Genomic DNA, 15,703 nt, shown 5'->3' on the forward strand with positions numbered 1-15,703 from the left:
AACCATTCCCCAATCAATTACCTCCGCTGGAATACCCTAGCGAACATGAAGTCAGAAAGGTGAAATGTGGCGGCTATATTAAACTTAACGGGCAAGCCATTTACGTCACGAGAAGACTATTAGGTGAGTACGTTAGTTTGGAATATATCGACAATCGATGTTGGTTGCTTCGATTTGGAGAAATGAGATTAGGGATTGTAGATGAAGTTGTTGGAAAAGTAATTCGGCCAACATAGGGTGTTACCTATGTGGCCGGTTTAAAGTGTTACCTATGTGACCATCAGTACAAGCGCACCAAGCCTTAAGTAGATTCCTGTCTACACAGGAAGGACGGTGTTTTGGAGTTTGTCGTTCTCCCACATATCGGCACCTTCAAAGACCCAGTGTATCGTCACTCCTGCGCAGGCAGGGGGCTTCTTACAGCGAGCACCAAGCCTTAAGTAGATTCTTGTCTGCACAGGAATGACGGTGTTGGTGGTGTCCTAAAATAGTCGTCACCCCACTAGCCGTGCTAATTAACAGCAGGGATTTTTTGTCCCAAATCACGTCTTAAGCAATAAATACCCAAAAATCCATACGTTATGAAATTAGTCACAATATTTGTGCGGGTATAGGTTCACACTAGTCACTCAGCCATCATGTGGGAGTGCATTGTTTGGACAGAAGGATCCGAAAAATGACTTGGAAGACGAGTAGGCGGGAAACCGCCGACTCAATGTAACAGTGCTTGTTTCCAATCATTTAAGGAGCGTCTTATGTCTCAACATGAAATTAGAAATATTGCCTTTGTCGGTCAAACAGGAACTGGCAAAACCAGCTTAGTTGAACGTCTACTTTTTGAGTCCCACGCCATTAATAACCTAGGTCATGTTGAAGATGGTGACACGATCACCGATTTTGACGACCAGTCTATTCACTATCAGCACAGTGTTGAAGCAACCCCAGTCACTCTTTCGTGGCGCAACCATCAAATGAACTTCATCGATACTCCGGGACAGGTCGAGCTTCTCGGCCGCACGATGAGTATCTTTCCAGCGGTTGAAACCTCTGCTTTGGTGCTGGATGCAGGTAGTTCTATCAACCAAGTCTCCGAGCGCTTATTCCGATTCGCAAAAGATCAGAAAAAATGCCAGATGGTGATCATCAATAAGATCGATCAGCACCCCGACAAGCTTTTGGCATTACTTGAAGAAATTGAGCAGCGCTTCGGCGCACAATGTTTACCGATTAACTTACCGTCACAAAAGCCGGCGGAAGTCGTCGATTGCTACTTTGAGCCAAATCCTGAGCAAACCACGTTGTTTAGTGGCGTCGATGAAGCCCATGAGCTACTGGTCGATCAGGTTGTTGAAATGGATGAATCGTTGATGGAGCTCTATTTGGAGCAAGGCTCAGAACTAACACCAGAGCAGCTCCACGATCCGTTTGAAAAAGCGCTCCGAACCGGTCACGTGGTACCCGTTTGTTTTGTCTCCTCGGATACGGGTGCTGGCTGTGAGCTGTTGCTGCGCACTTTGGCAGAAATTATGCCAATGCCAGACGAAGGCAATCCACCGATGCTAGAGAAAAATGGTAAGCAAGTAGCGATTGATTGTGACAAACGTGACCATACTGTCGCGCACGTTTACAAGGTCAATGTGGATCCTTATATGGGCAAGCTTGCTTACGTGCGTGTTTTTCAGGGTGAAATTACCGCGGGCAGTCAGCTATTCGTTGGTGATAGCAGTAAAGCGTTTAAAGTTGGCCACCTATACAACTTACAAGGTAAGAAACGTCAAGAGATCACCACTGCTAAAGCGGGGGATCTGTGCGTATTGGTGAAAGTGGATGATCTTGCCTTTGATTCTGTGATCCATGATTCTCACGATGAAGACGGCGTGCAGTTCAAAACGCTAAACTTCCCTGAGTCGATGTACAGTCTGACGCTGACACCGAAAAAACGCGGTGATGAGCAGAAAATGTCTGACGTATTAGCCAAGATTGCCGCAGAAGATCCATCACTTAAGATAGAGCACCGTACACGCACTAATGAAACGGTACTTAGCGGTCAGGGTGAATTCCATCTCAAGATCGCGCTTGAAAAGATGCAAAAAGTCTTCAAGTTAGATGTAGAAACCAGTCAGCCAAGCGTTGAATACTTCGAGACCATTACTAAGCCTGCCGAAGCGCAATATCGTCATAAGAAACAGAGTGGCGGCGCTGGACAGTTTGGTGAGGTTCAACTGAAAGTAAGGCCGCTTGAGCGTGGCGCTGGCTTCCGATTTGTTAACAAAGTAGTTGGTGGCGCGATTCCAACCGCGTTAATCCCAGCAGTGGAAAAAGGCATAGTTCAGGCATTAGAAGAAGGGGCGATATCCGGCAATCCAATCAAAGACATAGAAGTGACGGTGTTCGATGGTAAGTATCATTCGGTTGACTCAAAAGAGATTGCGTTTGTCATTGCTGGCAAAAAAGCCTTCTTGCAGGCTGTCGAAGCAGCAGGCCCTATCGTATTGGAACCCATTGTCGACTTGTCTTTAGAAATTCCAACTCAACATGTCGGTGATGTTTCCGGCGATCTTTCTGCTAATCGAGGGCTCATCGTCGGAAGCGAACAAGGCACTTATGGCAGCACCATTTTGGTCGCTAAATCGCCAATTAATGAGTTGGCGGATTACTCCCGCAGGCTAAAAGCGTTAACGGGTGGAGAAGGGCGCTTTAGCATGACTCTGAGTCACTATGAGCCGGCACCGCCCATGATTCAAAACCGAGTGTGTGAGGAGCAAGAGTAAACAAGTCGGCTCCAACGGAAAACCGTTGGAGCCGATGTTTTAAGCCGACCTTTTTATGCAGAACACTTTAGCCAAAGACGTGTTAAGACTTACTCTTTTCCTGCTCAGAATCTGATGATGTCGAGTTCGCTGTTGGTGCTGGCTGCTGTTTTTCCATTTCTGAAATTTGCTTTTCTAGCTCTTTGATGCGGATTTCAGCTTCTAGCTCAGCCACGCGTTTTTCTGAGTCTGAACGCGTGTCTTTCTGTAGGCTTTCAGCCAAAATTTCTGTACGTTCAGTTTCACGCGCTTCTGCGGTATCTTTCATCGAGCCTGATACGCCGCCAGCAACTGCACCTGCGGTACCTGCCTTAACTGCCACCTCTGGACTACCCGTTAACACACCTGCAGTCACACCAATTAGGGCGCCGCCAATTGCGCCACGATTACGTGCTTCATTGCGGTTTGCTGTGTCTTCATTCGTGGCTTTGTTTGATGCACATCCTGTTGCGAATAGCGCCATCACAAGAGCTAAGGCTTTAAGAGTTTTCGATGTCAGCAGTTTTGATGAAAGCATAATATTACCTGTATTGTTACGCCTTTTCGTTGTAAGGCGTTGATTGGTGATTGCCTTGGATGACACTCACTATACCGACAGGTGATATATAGAACGATAAGGGAGACAATAAAGCTGATATTCAAGTTGCGAATATCAGCTTCAGCGTCATTTGAGACTAGAAATCGAATTAGTGTAGCGCTTCTTCGCTGTCTAACTGAAACGAAGGTAAACGCCATTTGAAGCGCAACGCTGCCATACGCAATGTGTAGCCAACCACCAATGTGATGACGGTGGTAGATAGCGTCGATAACCCGTACTCAAGCAGTGCCAAATATAGGCAGGCTGCGACGACAGAAATAGATGCATACAGCTCCTGATGAAGCACTAGTGGCGTTTGGCGACAGATCAAATCACGCAGTAGACCACCAAAAACGCCAGTGACGAGACCAGATACTACACAAATGAATGGGTGTAAGCCCATGCCAAGTCCAACATTGGTGCCGATAATGGTAAACACAACTAAACCAAGAGCATCGAGTCTTAGGAACACACCTTTAAATTTAATAATCCATTTTGCCAGTCCCGTTGTTAGGATCCCTGCAAAGCAAGTAATGGCCAAAAACTCAGGATGTTTTACCCAACCTAGCGGATAGTGACCAAGCAAGATATCACGAACTGTACCACCACCAATTGCAGTTGCACTGGCAACGAGCATGACACCAAACCAATCCATGTTGCGTCGGCCCGCACTGAGCGCGCCAGTCATCGCTTCTGCCGTGATGCCGATGATATATAAGACGGTGAGTAACATAACGCTAACACTCGAAAAATGAAGATGCGATAGTGTAGTGATTTGTGTCAATATTGACGAATGAAATGATTTGTCACGCAAACGTTTTTCGGATTACTTAAACTAATCTTTTTTTAGGGTGAGTCACGGTTTTCGCAACAAAGATATAGCCGCTCAGTTGGCTTTGTACAGTTTGCCCTTTACGTCGCCTGCGATTGAATACACAATAACGCCAATTATTATAGCTACGCTACTGTTATGCACCACGAGTACCAAGATCTTATTACTGTTTTCAATCACACCTTTTTCGATGATTATCGCACCAAGCTTGAGTTAGGTGGTGATGAGCCAATCTACCTTCCAGCTGATGATAAGGTCGACTATCATCGTATTGTTTTCGCAAGAGGGTTCTATGCCTCCGCATTACATGAGATTGCTCATTGGTGTGTCGCTGGCCCTGAGAGAAGGTTGTTGGAAGACTTTGGTTATTGGTATCAACCAGACGGTCGGACGGCAGAGGTACAAGCTGAGTTCGAGAAAGTAGAGATCCGTCCTCAAGCCTATGAGTGGATCCTTGCGGCCAGTGCTGGATTCCCGTTTTCAGTCAGTTGCGACAACCTAAGTGGCGACTTTGAACCGGATCGTCTTGGATTTATGGGGAAGGTTCATGCCGAGGTTGCCTCTATCCTCGAAAAGGGTATTCCACCTCGCGTAAAACAGCTGTCAGATGCATTGCGCAGCTTTTATCAAACCCCTGAATTGACTCATAACACCTTTGTGGTGCGTTAGCGCATAGCCTCCATCATCGAATTACTATTAAAGAGCCTCAACATGATTATTGAATACGAAGAAAAACTGTTAGAAACCATTGATTCACGAATCACTCAAGCTTCCGATGATGAGCTATTTGCCGGTGGTTACTTGCGTGGTCACATTTCACTGTCTGCCGCATCGTGTGAAGAAGATGGTGTTGTTGATATTGGTGAATTTAAAACTCGAATCCAAGCAAGCCTAGATGAGGCCAAGTCAGAGCTGAGCCCAGCGGACCGCGTTATCGTCAATGACTTGTGGACAGAGCTACAAGCCGTTATTTAATACGGCAAGCCTAGCAACGAAGACGTAGGCAAAATGTACTTGTTCAAATAATTCGATGAACTAGATAGGATTTTCTCTCTTGCTGGATCAAGCAGATAGGTTAACCTTTAATCAAACATTACGTGAGACTAAAGGGAATCGACTATGAAAGTTATCGCATTTGGCGCAAGCACTAGCAGTACTTCTATTAATAAAGCTCTAGCAACTTACAGCGCCAATTTAATTGAAGGCGCTGACGTCGAGGTGCTTGACCTTACTCAGTTTGATGTTCCACTATTTTCGGAAGACAAAGAGAAAGAAATCGGTCAGGCAGAGGGGGCAAAAACGTTTCTTGATGCGATTGCAACCGCGGATGCATTAGTCATTTCTTTTGCTGAGCACAACGGTCACCATCCAGCAGCGTATAAGAACTTGTTTGATTGGGCGACACGTATCGAACGCGAAGTATTTAAGGGCATTCCTGCAGTCTACCTCGCTACTTCACCAGGACCTGGAGGCGCTGCAAACGTGCTTGCGGCGGCAACCAACTCCGCGCCTTATTTTGGCGGCAATGTCAAAGCGAGTGTCTCTGTTCCGAGCTTTTACGATAATTTTGACCTTGAATCGGGTCAGCTCACCAACGCTGAGTTGATTGACAAAGTTCAATCGGCCATTGAGCAGCTCTGATCTCACTTTTGTATCGTAACTATTTTTATATGAAGGCGCCTATTTATGGCGCCTTTTCTAATTCCGCTTTTTTATTTACGAAATGGGGTCATCCATTTCTCAAATTCATACTCGTTTCTCAAATTAATACATAGCTATATTGGCATTGATGATGCCAAAGAGTAATCTTAGCCACAGCTACATAAGTAAAAAATAAAAAGGATAAGGGAACACTATGCTTCAGCTTGCAATTATCGGCACAAACTGGATTAGCGAGAAGTTTGCTCGCGCGGCACTGCAAACCGAACAGTTTGTGATTCGAGGGGTTTATTCACGTGCGCTTGATAAAGCGCGTGCATTCGGCGAACCGCTTGGCGCTACTCTATTTATTGACTCATTAGAGGAACTTGCGGCGTCAAAAGAGATTGATGCGGTTTACATTGCTTCACCAAACAGCCTTCACAGTGCTCAAGCAATACAAATGATGCAAGCGGGGAAGCATGTCATTTGCGAAAAGCCAATGGCATCCAACTTAGCGCAAGTAGAGTCGATGCTTGAAGTGGCTAAAGCCAACAACGTGGTGTTGATGGAGGCTTTCAAAACGGCTTATTTACCTAATTTTATTGAAGCTAAAAAAGCGCTAGCGAACCTAGGAAGATTGCACAAGGCTCATTTGACCTACTGTCAGTACTCGTCTCGCTATCAAAAGTATCTTGATGGTGAAAACCCGAATACCTTTAACCCTGAATTTTCCAATGGCTCAATCATGGATATTGGTTTCTACTCCGTGGCGGCTGCAGTGGAGTTGTTTGGTGCACCGACTCAGATTCAAGCAAGTGCTCATTTGTTGGAGTCAGGGGTTGATGCTCATGGTAGCGTTTTGCTTCGTTACCCTGAGTTTGATGTGACGTTAAGCCATTCGAAGGTAAGTAATAGCTACTCAACAAGTGAAATCCAAGGGGAAGAGGGTAGCCTGATACTTGCTGACTTCTCTGAGTGTTTAGGCTTTGATTTGTATGCTCGAAGTTGTGGGCGTACTCATTTTGAAACTGAACAAGTTGAGAACAGCATGATGTATGAAGCGAAGGCCTTTGCATCGATGATTTTGAAAGGAGAAATGGATGAACACGCGACTCAGCGCTCGCTGACAATTGCCCATATCATTACTGAAGTTCGCCGTCAGACTGGCATTGTGTTTCCGGCAGATGTTAACTCTCAATAGATAATTTACAGTTAAACACAATGAAAGCGTCGGACAGTTGGCAGTGACACCGACGCTTTACCTAGACTATGTATTTAAATTTAAGCTTTTTGCTGTCCTGAGTCAGAGTCGCGAGCCACCCCGCGATCTATCAGCTTAGACTTACCAAGACCAATAAACACCATTACGGTTGCCACTGCGATACAGACAGCACCAACGCCGACCTGCCCTTGGAAATCGCCCGTCGCCGTTGCTGCCTGCGCAACGATTGGACCTGCCGCTAGACCGACTGTACCGATCTCTGGGCCGTATGAGCTAAAGTAACCTGACTTATCTGTGGTCGCTAGTGCTGTGTAGTAGCGAGCGTACATCATGTTCCAAAGCATAATGTAAAATGCAGAGAAGCCAAGGAATGATGTGGTGTCGTTGGTGCTTGCCATACCAAAACAGACCGCCGCGTTAATCACACTAAGAGAAACAATGATGGTGGTATGGCTATATTTCTTGTCGACAACCGCAGTCAGAATGCCACCGATCACGGCCATCACTGAACCTACCGCCAACACCAAACCGACATCTTCAGTAGACGCTTGCATGTCTGCACCAATGATCTCGATATACGGATAAATGATACCAAGGCTTAAGCTGTAAACCAGGAATGCGCCACCAACCCAAATCATAGGGACAACGTATTTCTTTTTGTCGACGCTATCGCCGTGTACAGAAGAGAGTTCTTTGTCCTTGTCAACACGGCCATTATCAGGGTAGAACCAGAAAGCGACCAAGCATAACGCAGAGGCAAACATAAAGAATTGGTAGAGGGCGTTGAGACCGAATTCTGCCATGAGCTCTGGGATCAAAATGAACCAAGTGATTAGCCAAACATTGAGGGCGGCAATCATGTAACCAAAGTTACGACCTGGGTGCTTAGTCACACTCATTCCCACCAGACCTAATGAATAGCCGATGCCTTGGCCGCTACCAGCAATCAAACGACTGGTGATAAAGCTATCGAAGTCCTGCGCAGTCATACTCATGTAGTTACCCGCAATCAGTGCGATAGCGGCAATGTAACCAATGTAACGCCAGTTAACACGGCGAATCAGAAGTAGCGAAAAAAGTAGAGAAGAGAGGGCTGTGGCAAGAAGTTCGTACATCGCGATGCTTTCAATTTGCGCATCATCGAGTGCCATAGCTTCTGCAGCGCCGCCAAGCATAAAGGGTAAAAAGTTAAACGCGTTAGGCGCAAACATCACCAGCATCATAGCTGCGATGATAAGCGCTTTTGAATCAATCGTCCGTTTTGGGCTAATAAAAGTGTTTAGCATATTGAGCTCCTATCCATCCTTGAACAGTTTGTTATAGACATGTTAATAGTGAGCGTTAATTAGCAATTGATGTAGTACCCAATTGGGTTACAGAGATGTTAATGGATGTAATTATTGTGTTTCATATCAGGTTCGGGTCTCTGTGAGGACACAAAGACCCGGTAGGAGAGGTAAGGCGAGGACGGATTAACCTAGAATATAGTCGGCGTATTTACTGCGCAGATCTTTCTTGCTCAATTTGCCAGTAGCGGTGTGGGGGAGCTCTTTAATAAACTCAACCGCATCCGGGATGCAGAACTTAGCCACTTTACCGTCAAAATGGTCAAGCAGCGCTTCGGCAGAGATTTCTACATCGTGGGTAACGGCTATCAGTAGCGGTCTTTCTCCCCATTTTTTATGAGGAACACCGATGACCGCCGCCTCTTTGATATCAGGGTGGCCGACGGCTATGTTTTCAAGCTCAATCGAGCTAATCCATTCACCACCGGACTTTATCACATCTTTAGAACGGTCTGTGATCAACATATAGCCATGGGGATCCACGCTGGCGACATCACCCGTGTCAAAATAGCCATTGTCGTCAACGGACTCGCCTTGCTTATAGTAACCAGAAGCAATCCAAGGTCCCCTTACTTTGACTGCACCAAATTGATGGCCATCCCATTCCACTTCTTGACCCTGCCAATCTTCGATCCGCATATCGACACCAAATACAATACGCCCTTGCTTGAGCTTATAGTTCATCTGCTCTTTTTCTGACTGCTGCTTGAGGCTCGGTTTTAGTTTATTAAAAGTGCCAAGTGGACTCATCTCAGTCATCCCCCAGGCGTGGTGAACCGAGACATTGAACAGCTCATCAAATTCATTGATTAGTAGCTCTGGACATGCCGAGCCACCAACTACGATGCGATCCAGTGTCGGTACTTGAATGTCATTGTTTTTAAGATGCTCGAGTAGCATCAGCCACACGACAGGTACCCCTGCGGTCATCGTGACACCCTCGCTATTGATGAGGTCGCTTAACACTACGCCATCGGCCATCTTAGGTCCCGGCATCACGAGCTTGGTGCCGGTCATAGGTGCGCTGTAAGCAAGCCCCCATCCGTTTACATGAAACATGGGCACAATTGGCATAACGGTTTGGTCGATAGAAAGCGAAAATGCATCCGGTAGTGCGCTACCTAGTGAATGGAGCACGGTAGAACGATGTGAATACAACACACCTTTCGGGTGTCCGGTCGTACCCGAGGTATAGCATAGGGAGCTCGCATCATCTTCGGCCAGTTCTGGCCAGTCGAACTCATCGCTTTGATCGTCAATCAAGGATTCATAATCGGTTAGATTGGCAATGTTGACATCGGGTAGGTGCGCCTTATCACAAAGGGCAACATAGTGACGAACTGATGGGAAATTGTGCTGCAGCTTTTCAATGAGCGGCGCAAAAACCGGATCGAAAAACACGACGGTATCTTCGGCGTGATTGACGATGTATTCGATTTGCTCTGGAAATAAGCGCGGGTTGACCGTGTGCAGTACGGCACCCGAACAAGAGATGGCGTAGTACAGCTCAAGATGACGATAATCGTTCCAGGCAAACGTAGCGATGCGCTGCCCTTTTTCTAGACCAAGTGACTGCAGCGCATTGGCAAGCTGGCGAGTTCTTTTAAATGCGTCGTTAAGGGTATATTTGTGGCGAGGATTGTCATAAGTCACCGAGACAACTTCAGTATCACCGTTCACTTTATCCGCATGACGCATGATTTCAGTAATGGTGAGAGGGACATTCATCATTTGACCTTTCATTATGCAACTCCGTTTGTTATTGGAATGTGAATAGTATGTGATCGCATTGGCTTTGGGTATGTACCCCAATAGAGTTACGAGTTGAGTTGTGAAGTCACATAAGTGTCAGGCTCTGCAGTAGAAACTTTGACACAGCTCCTTAAAAGCGGGGTAATTTACTTTTTATCATTCAATATATTTGTCACGATGGAAGATATAATTTACTCATCGATGCGCTTTGATTGCAGAAGCGACCATTGCAGAATCGCATCCCATTGTACAAACGAATAGTTCTAACGGTGAAAACCGCGAAGAGCGGAACGTTGGGTCTGTACTGAGTTGAGCAAGCATCGAGAATCATGGTAATTGAATAGGCATGTGAAGTTAAGATAAGGAGTGTCTATGTCTCAACCTACGACAATGACGGAACAAGCAGGTGCATGGAGTGAGTTCAACCGACACTATCCACGATTAATTGCCGCTATTGGAGATGCAACATTTCTACAGCGACTGTCTGAGCTTACAACTGCGATTGTTGGTTATGACAGTTTAGTCGTGATGAGCTTTGGTGGAGAAAACGCACCTGTTTTGCTTTACAACGATACGAGTTTTTTCGAAGACCAAGCTATCGACAAAGAGTTTATGAGCGCTTTGGTGCTGGATCCGTTCTATCAGTTGATCCGCCGCGGAGTAAAAGAAGGAGTCTATCGTCTCGATGATATTGCTCCAGATGAATTCTACAGTAGCGATTACTACCACCAAATATATAAACAAACAGGGTTGCAAAAAGAAGTGGGAGTCATCACCAGTTGTGGTGATAATTTGCGTTTAGTGCTTTCACTTGGACTGCGCAATAAGGCGAGCGTAGATGTCGATGAAGTGGAAGTCGTGAATACTTTTTATGAGCTGATCAGTGTCGCGATTTGCAAGCACTTTCAGGTAGGCCATCCAGAACAACGTACTATTGGTCATCAGTTGAATGATATTTTCAGTAACTTTGGCAAAGACTTCCTTAGTGAACGTGAATGTCAGGTGACCCAATTAGTATTGCAAGGTTACTCTACTAAGGCGATTGCGCCTTTGTTAGAAGTCTCGACAGAAACTGTGAAGGTATATCGCAAGCGAATCCACAATAAGTTAAAAATATCTTCCCAATCAGAGCTGTTCTCTCTGTTCTTAGAAGCGGCATCTACGGTGCCTGCTGACAGCAATATTGACCCGCTAACCCTGTATTTTGGTGGCAAGAGCGTGCACTGATCACCTTTTATCCCCTATTAGGGTTATTGGGTGGAGTGTTAAAAATATTTAACATAGTAACGGTTGGAACCAGTAAGCGCGACAAAGTAGCGTCTGCTAGTGACACATCTCCTTATCTGAGCGCACGCTTGAGCCGCGTAGCGCCGTCAGTTTACCCGATCTCTTGGTAGTCAGAGGTCGGGTTTTTTTTGTGATCTTAATCCGAGGTTGCACGGAAGTAGCCCGAATGTATGTGATTGCAATCACATTTGGTTTTTTTTAGGTGTTTGATAATTCTGAGTGATAGGTAAAATGAAAACGAATTGTTAAATGGTGTGGTGGGATTTTAGTCAAACATGCTGTTTAGTGGTTAAAAATTAGAATTATCGAGATTTATCGCTGGTGTTAAATTGTCCACTAGTGATATCAGTCAGTAACTTCACCACTTGGTGGAGTTTTTATCTATTATTTATCTCTCCTAGGAGAATTATGCCATTTTCGCTACAAAAATATGGCAAATTGCTTTGAAGATTGGTAATGTGAACCGCAATCTTCGTAAGGATTTAGAATTTTATGCTCAAATATTGAGCTAAATAGTTCTAAAATGCTGACCGTTCTAGCAATTCTTCGAAGAAGTCATGGATGCAAAAATAAAACTTGGAGTTTAATACATGTATAAGAATAAGATCACGCGAGCGATACTTGTGAGTGCAGGTATGTCGCTAGCGCTAGTAGGTTGTGGCGATAAGCCAGAGGAAAAGCAAACTCAACAACCTGCACCGGCTGCAGTGGAAAATACATCAGAAGTTAAATTGGCAGATGTTCAGGAACTCGTTCGTGGTAACGGTACTGAAGTCGCGTCGATTGACCCGCATAAAACTGAAGGTGTTCCAGAGTCTCACGTAATTCGTGATCTACTAGAAGGCCTTGTAAACCAAGACGCAGATGGTAACACCACTCCAGGTGTTGCAGAGTCTTGGGAAACGACAGACAACACTAAGTTCACTTTCCACCTTCGCAAAGACGCAAAATGGTCTAACGGCGACCCAGTAACTGCTCAAGATTTCGTATACAGTTTCAAGCGTGCAGTTGATCCAAACACAGCTTCTCCATACTCGTGGTACCTAGAAATGACGACGATGGAAAATGCTGCGGATATCATCGCTGGTAAGAAAGACAAAGACACACTAGGTGTGACTGCGACTGACGACCACACTCTTGTTGTACAACTAGAGCAAGCGGTTCCTTACTTCGTTAAGATGATGGGTCACACAACGGTTAAGCCAGTACACCAAGCGACTGTTGAGAAGTTTGGCGACCAGTGGACTAAACCAGAAAACTTTGTTGGTAACGGTGCATTCGTTCTAGACAACTGGGTGGTAAACGAGCGTATTGAGCTCAAGCCAAACACTCAGTACTGGGATAACGCAAACACTAAGCTAACGAAAGTAACGTTCCTACCGATCGAAAACCAAGTAGCGGAAATGAACCGTTTCCTATCTGGTGAAATTCAGATCACAAACGAACTGCCTATCGAGCACTTCAAACGTCTACAGAAAGAGCACCCAGAGTCGGTTAACGTGAAAGGTAACCTGTGTTCTTACTACTACGGTTTCAACAACCAAAAAGCACCGTTCGACGATGTTCGCGTTCGTAAAGCACTGTCTTACACTATCGACCGTGACGTCGTTGCTAACGCAATCATGGGTCAAGGTCAGAAGCCAGCTTACTTCCTAACGCCAGAAATCACAGCGGGCTTCAACCCAGCACTTCCAGCGTACGGCAACATGACTCAGGAAGAGCGTATTGCTGAAGCGAAGAAGCTTCTTGCTGAAGCAGGCTTCGATGAGAACAATCCTCTAAACTTCACACTGCTATACAACACGTCTGAAAACCACAAGAAAGTAGCCACTGCTGTTCAATCTATGTGGAAGAAAGACCTAGGTGTTAACGTTACGCTTGAAAACCAAGAGTGGAAAACGTACCTAGATACTCGCCGCCAAGGTGACTTCGACGTGACTCGTGCTGGTTGGTGTGGTGACTACAACGAAGCTTCAAGCTTCCTGTCACTAATGCAATCTAACAACAGCTCTAACGATCCTAAGTACCACAGTGAAGAGTATGACGCAGTAATGGCTAAAGCAATGGCTGCAACTAGCGACGAAGAGCGCGAAGCGCTATACATCGAAGCTGAAAAACTGCTAGCGCGCGATATGCCAATCGCACCTATCTATCAGTACGTTACATCTCGCTTGGTCTCACCGAAAGTTGGTGGCTACGCGGTAAACAACGCTGAAGATAAGCTGTTCTCTAAAGATATGTACATCGTAGAGTAATTGCTTCTCAAGTAATTCAATAGAGTAGTTCCTACTCACATAAAACTATAACTATGAAGGCACTGCATGTGGAAACACATGCAGCGTCTATTGCTATTTTTAATTGTCACAGACTGGATGGATGAGTTTATGTTTAAATTCATTATGAAACGGATTTTTGAAGCAATACCAACACTACTGGTATTGATCACCGTATCTTTTTTCCTGATGCGCTTCGCACCAGGTAACCCTTTTTCAAGTGAGCGTCCACTGCCTCCAGAGGTAATGGCGAACATCAACGCAAAATACGGCCTAGATAAGCCGGTGTTTGAGCAATACACCACTTACCTAACCAACATTTTGCAAGGCGACTTTGGTCCTTCGTTCAAGTATAAAGACTTCTCGGTAAATGAACTGGTCTCTAATGCATTACCAGTGTCAGCAAAAGTCGGTTTCTTAGCGTTCATCTTTACCGTCATTATGGGGGTAACGGTAGGAACCATAGCCGCACTGCGGCAAAACAGTTGGCTCGATTATGGGGTGATGGCCACCGCCATGCTCGGGGTTGTTATGCCCTCATTCGTACTCGCGCCGGTACTGATATATATCTTCTCAATTAACCTTGGTTGGCTGCCTGCTGGTGGTTGGAATGACGGCTCATTTCAATACATGGCGCTACCGATCATCGGTATGTCTCTGCTCTACGTGGCAACGTTTGCTCGTATCACCCGTGGCAGCATGATCGAAACGCTCAACAGTAACTTCATTCGTACCGCTCGTGCGAAAGGTTTGAGCTACCGTTACATCATTCTGAAGCACGCGCTTAAGCCAGCTCTACTGCCAGTGGTATCGTACATGGGACCTGCTTTCGTCGGTATCATCACAGGTTCGGTCGTTATCGAGACCATCTTTGGTCTACCAGGTATCGGTAAGCTGTTCGTAAACGCAGCATTTAACCGTGACTATTCGTTAGTAATGGGTATCACCATTTTGATTGGTTTCCTATTCATTCTGTTCAACGCAGTCGTGGACATCTTGCTTGCCATGATTGACCCGAAAATTCGTTACTAAAGGAGCTAAGTAATGATACTAACGAAGAAAGAAAACTTAGAAGCAGTAGAAAAGTTTTCAGAAAATCTAGAGGTAGAGGGTCGCAGTCTTTGGCAAGATGCACGCATTCGATTCATGCGTAACAAAGCCGCGATGGTCAGCTTGTTTATCCTTGCCTTAATGACGCTTGCGGTTGTCTTCCTACCTATGCTTGCTGAGCATGCATTTGACGATACAAACTGGTCTGCGATGCACTCTGCGCCAAGTGCGGCGCACTGGTTTGGCACCGATGCACTGGGGCGTGACTTGTATGTTCGTACTCTAGTAGGCGGTCGTATCTCGTTGATGGTTGGTGTACTAGGTGCGCTAGTAGCGGTAGTGATTGGTACTCTTTACGGTGCAGCTTCAGGCTTTATCGGTGGTCGTGTTGACCGCATCATGATGCGTATTCTAGAAATCCTGTACGCAGTACCATTTATGTTCCTAGTTATCGTACTAGTGACATTCTTTGGTCGTAATATTGTGCTTATTTTTGTGGCAATCGGTGCGATTGCTTGGCTAGACATGGCGCGTATCGTACGTGGTCAGACGCTCAGCCTACGCAGCAAAGAGTTTATCGAAGCGGCGCACGTCTGTGGTGTGAGTAAGTGGAAAATCATTACTCGTCACATTGTTCCAAACGTACTTGGTATCGTAGCGGTATACTCAACGCTACTTATCCCTAGCATGATTCTGACCGAATCATTCCTTTCATTCCTTGGTCTAGGCGTTCAAGAGCCAATGACTAGTTGGGGCGCACTACTACAAGAAGGTGCAAACACAATGGAAGTTGCTATTTGGCAGCTAACATTCCCTGCAGCATTTATGGTAATAACCCTGTTCTGCTTTAACTATGTGGGCGACGGTCTTCGTGACGCGTTGGATCCAAAAGACAGATAATAAAGACTAAGGA

General features: G+C 45.7%; 14 protein-coding genes. 10 read left to right on the forward strand and 4 right to left on the reverse strand.

Going from position 1 to position 15,703, the window contains the following annotated elements:
• The coding region (locus L4C42_RS22815) for a hypothetical protein (RefSeq protein WP_429761800.1) at positions 1-236 on the forward strand (236 nt) is incomplete at its 5' end.
• A gap of 519 nt (positions 237-755) precedes the next feature.
• On the forward strand, positions 756-2,771 hold the full coding sequence (gene fusA / locus L4C42_RS22820) for an elongation factor G (RefSeq protein ID WP_353496702.1): 2,016 nt from the start codon (positions 756-758) through the stop codon (positions 2,769-2,771).
• A gap of 82 nt (positions 2,772-2,853) precedes the next feature.
• On the opposite strand, the gene L4C42_RS22825 is transcribed toward fusA, so the two are convergent.
• Together L4C42_RS22825 and L4C42_RS22830 are read right to left on the reverse strand one after the other, a co-directional pair.
• Complete coding sequence (locus L4C42_RS22825; protein ID WP_353496701.1) at positions 2,854-3,327, reverse strand: glycine zipper family protein; 474 nt, start codon at positions 3,325-3,327, stop codon at positions 2,854-2,856.
• A 169-nt stretch (positions 3,328-3,496) separates the two neighbouring features.
• On the reverse strand, positions 3,497-4,120 hold the full coding sequence (locus L4C42_RS22830) for a trimeric intracellular cation channel family protein (protein WP_353496700.1): 624 nt from the start codon (positions 4,118-4,120) through the stop codon (positions 3,497-3,499).
• A gap of 237 nt (positions 4,121-4,357) precedes the next feature.
• On the opposite strand from L4C42_RS22830, the gene L4C42_RS22835 reads away from it, so the two are divergent.
• The 4 genes from L4C42_RS22835 (at position 4,358) to L4C42_RS22850 (ending at position 7,061) form a co-directional block, all read left to right on the forward strand.
• On the forward strand, positions 4,358-4,888 hold the full coding sequence (locus L4C42_RS22835; protein WP_353496699.1) for an elongation factor P hydroxylase: 531 nt from the start codon (positions 4,358-4,360) through the stop codon (positions 4,886-4,888).
• A 42-nt stretch (positions 4,889-4,930) separates the two neighbouring features.
• Positions 4,931-5,194, forward strand: a complete 264-nt coding sequence (locus L4C42_RS22840) for a YfcL family protein (RefSeq protein ID WP_353496698.1) — start codon at positions 4,931-4,933, stop codon at positions 5,192-5,194.
• Positions 5,195-5,338: 144 nt separating this feature from the next.
• On the forward strand, positions 5,339-5,860 hold the full coding sequence (locus L4C42_RS22845) for an NADPH-dependent FMN reductase (protein WP_353496697.1): 522 nt from the start codon (positions 5,339-5,341) through the stop codon (positions 5,858-5,860).
• A gap of 214 nt (positions 5,861-6,074) precedes the next feature.
• Complete coding sequence (locus L4C42_RS22850; RefSeq protein ID WP_429761801.1) at positions 6,075-7,061, forward strand: Gfo/Idh/MocA family protein; 987 nt, start codon at positions 6,075-6,077, stop codon at positions 7,059-7,061.
• An 80-nt stretch (positions 7,062-7,141) separates the two neighbouring features.
• On the opposite strand, the gene L4C42_RS22855 is transcribed toward L4C42_RS22850, so the two are convergent.
• A complete protein-coding gene (locus tag L4C42_RS22855; RefSeq protein WP_353496695.1) occupies positions 7,142-8,368 on the reverse strand; it encodes an MFS transporter in 1,227 nt (408 codons plus the stop codon).
• 186 nt (positions 8,369-8,554) lie between these two features.
• The gene (locus tag L4C42_RS22860) at positions 8,555-10,171 is read right to left on the reverse strand and encodes a long-chain-fatty-acid--CoA ligase (RefSeq protein ID WP_353496694.1); all 1,617 of its coding nucleotides are present in this window, start codon (positions 10,169-10,171) and stop codon (positions 8,555-8,557) included.
• Between the two features lie 381 nt (positions 10,172-10,552).
• Between L4C42_RS22860 and L4C42_RS22865 the strand changes: the two genes are divergently transcribed.
• From L4C42_RS22865 to oppC, 4 genes are all read left to right on the forward strand, one after another.
• Entirely contained in the window at positions 10,553-11,407 is an 855-nt protein-coding gene (locus tag L4C42_RS22865; protein WP_353496693.1) for a helix-turn-helix transcriptional regulator, read from the forward strand.
• A 650-nt stretch (positions 11,408-12,057) separates the two neighbouring features.
• On the forward strand, positions 12,058-13,722 hold the full coding sequence (locus tag L4C42_RS22870; RefSeq protein WP_353496692.1) for an ABC transporter substrate-binding protein: 1,665 nt from the start codon (positions 12,058-12,060) through the stop codon (positions 13,720-13,722).
• Between the two features lie 129 nt (positions 13,723-13,851).
• Entirely contained in the window at positions 13,852-14,772 is a 921-nt protein-coding gene (gene oppB, locus L4C42_RS22875; RefSeq protein WP_353496691.1) for an oligopeptide ABC transporter permease OppB, read from the forward strand.
• A gap of 15 nt (positions 14,773-14,787) precedes the next feature.
• A complete protein-coding gene (oppC, locus tag L4C42_RS22880) occupies positions 14,788-15,690 on the forward strand; it encodes an oligopeptide ABC transporter permease OppC (protein WP_353498715.1) in 903 nt (300 codons plus the stop codon).
• Positions 15,691-15,703: the final 13 nt, after the last annotated feature.

The sequence above is a fragment of the Vibrio wakamikoensis genome, from assembly GCF_050337275.1.
GTDB classification, from domain to species: domain Bacteria; phylum Pseudomonadota; class Gammaproteobacteria; order Enterobacterales; family Vibrionaceae; genus Vibrio; species Vibrio chaetopteri.